Here is a 2,500-nt window from a genome sequence, read left to right as displayed (position 1 = left end):
AGGGCGTCGAGTTCGTGGGATCAGACCCGAAACCGAGTGATCTAGGCATGACCAGGATGAAGGTACGGTAACACGTACTGGAGGTCCGAACCCACACCTGTTGAAAAAGGTCGGGATGAGTTGTGCCTAGGGGTGAAAGGCCAATCAAACTCGGAGATAGCTGGTTCTCCGCGAAATCTATTTAGGTAGAGCGTCATCCGAATACCCCGGGGGGTAGAGCACTGGATGGGTAATGGGGCCCCACAGGCTTACTGATCCTAACCAAACTCCGAATACCCGGGAGTACTAGATGGCAGACAGACGGCGGGTGCTAACGTCCGTCGTCGAGAGGGAAACAACCCTGACCTACAGCTAAGGCCCCCAATTCGTGGCTAAGTGGGAAAGCAGGTGGGACGACCAAAACAACCAGGAGGTTGGCTTAGAAGCAGCCATCCTTTAAAGATAGCGTAACAGCTCACTGGTCTAATCAAGTTGTCCTGCGGCGAAGATGTAACGGGGCTCAAGCCACGAGCCGAAGCTTAGGACTGCGCAAGCAGTGGTAGCGGAGCGTAGTGTGACAAAACCCACGCCTCTTCTGCACCCCAGGGTGCATCGGAGGCTCGGGTTTGACTGTGAAGCCGGGGCGTGAGCCATCCGGTGGAGTGATCACTAGCGAGAATGATGACATGAGTAGCGACAAACAGGGTGAGAGACCCTGTCGCCGAAAGTCCAAGGGTTCCTGCTTAAAGCTAATCTGAGCAGGGTAAGCCGGCCCCTAAGTCGAGGCTGAAAAGCGTAGACGATGGGAACCAGGTTAATATTCCTGGGCCAGGAGGATGTGACGGATCGTGAAGGTTGTTCGCCCTTATCGGATTGGGCGGGCCGCTGATCGGTTCCTGGAAATAGCCCTCCACCAGACCGTACCCTAAACCGACACAGGTGGACTGGTAGAGCATACCAAGGCGCTTGAGAGAACGATGTTGAAGGAACTCGGCAAAATACCTCCGTAAGTTCGCGAGAAGGAGGCCCCGTTCGTAGGCAACTATGGGCGGGGGGCACAAACCAGGGGGTGGCGACTGTTTACTAAAAACACAGGGCTCTGCGAAGTCGCAAGACGACGTATAGGGTCTGACGCCTGCCCGGTGCCGGAAGGTTAAAAGGAGGGGTGCAAGCTCCGAATTGAAGCCCCGGTAAACGGCGGCCGTAACTATAACGGTCCTAAGGTAGCGAAATTCCTTGTCGGGTAAGTTCCGACCTGCACGAATGGCGTAACGACTTCCCCGCTGTCTCCAACATCGACTCAGCGAAATTGAATTGCCTGTCAAGATGCAGGCTTCCCGCGGTTAGACGGAAAGACCCCGTGCACCTTCACTACAGCTTCGCACTGGCATCAGGCACAACATGTGCAGGATAGGTGGTAGGCTTCGAAGCAGGGACGCCAGTTCCTGTGGAGCCATCCTTGAGATACCACCCTTGTTCTGCTTGATGTCTAACCGCGGTCCGTCATCCGGATCCGGGACCCTGCGTGGCGGGTAGTTTGACTGGGGCGGTCGCCTCCCAAACTGTAACGGAGGCGCGCGAAGGTTGGCTCAGAGCGGTCGGAAATCGCTCGTTGAGTGCAATGGCAGAAGCCAGCCTGACTGCGAGACTGACAAGTCGAGCAGAGTCGAAAGACGGCCATAGTGATCCGGTGGTCCCGAGTGGAAGGGCCATCGCTCAACGGATAAAAGGTACGCCGGGGATAACAGGCTGATACTGCCCAAGAGTCCATATCGACGGCAGTGTTTGGCACCTCGATGTCGGCTCATCTCATCCTGGGGCTGGAGCAGGTCCCAAGGGTATGGCTGTTCGCCATTTAAAGAGGTACGTGAGCTGGGTTTAGAACGTCGTGAGACAGTTCGGTCCCTATCTGCCGTGGGTGTAGGATACTTGAGAGGAGTTGCCCCTAGTACGAGAGGACCGGGGTGAACGATCCACTGGTGGACCTGTTGTGGCGCCAGCCGCAGTGCAGGGTAGCTATGATCGGAAAGGATAACCGCTGAAGGCATCTAAGCGGGAAGCCCCCCTCAAAACAAGGTATCCCCGAGGGCCGTGGTAGACCACCACGTCGATAGGCCGGAGATGTAAGCGCAGCAATGCGTTCAGTTGACCGGTACTAATTGCCCGATAGGCTTGATTTGATCCAGTAAAAGCCAAGCTTTGCTGGCCAAAAGCACACATAGTGCGACTTGGACATGTTGGACTTTCCTCGGTTTGGTGGTCATAGCACGAGCAAAACACCCGGTCCCATTCCGAACCCGGCCGTTAAGTGCCGTCGCGCCAATGGTACTGCGTCCTAAGACGTGGGAGAGTAGGTCACCGCCAAACCTAGAAAAGCCCAACAATCGTTACTCTCAACGATGAAGTCCCCATAAAAAACCAAAATGTGGGACCAATGGCGCGGGGTGGAGCAGCCCGGTAGCTCGTCAGGCTCATAACCTGAAGGTCGTAGGTTCAAATCCTACCCCCGCAACCAAAAAAT

Annotated in this window: 1 tRNA gene and 2 rRNA genes (1 of these 3 cut by a window edge); all 3 read left to right on the top strand. The window is 55.7% G+C overall.

Going from position 1 to position 2,500, the window contains the following annotated elements:
• Positions 1–2,159, top strand: a 23S ribosomal RNA gene (locus tag EV662_RS19255) (it extends 669 nt beyond the left edge of the window).
• 72 nt (positions 2,160–2,231) lie between these two features.
• Positions 2,232–2,346 (top strand): 5S ribosomal RNA (rrf, locus tag EV662_RS19250).
• 71 nt (positions 2,347–2,417) lie between these two features.
• A tRNA-Met gene (locus EV662_RS19245) sits at positions 2,418–2,494 on the top strand.
• The last annotated feature ends 6 nt before the right edge of the window (positions 2,495–2,500 follow it).

It is taken from the genome of Rhodovulum marinum (genome assembly GCF_004343075.1).
Lineage (GTDB): Bacteria > Pseudomonadota > Alphaproteobacteria > Rhodobacterales > Rhodobacteraceae > Rhodovulum > Rhodovulum marinum.
This window is presented reverse-complemented; position numbering and strand designations above follow the sequence as displayed.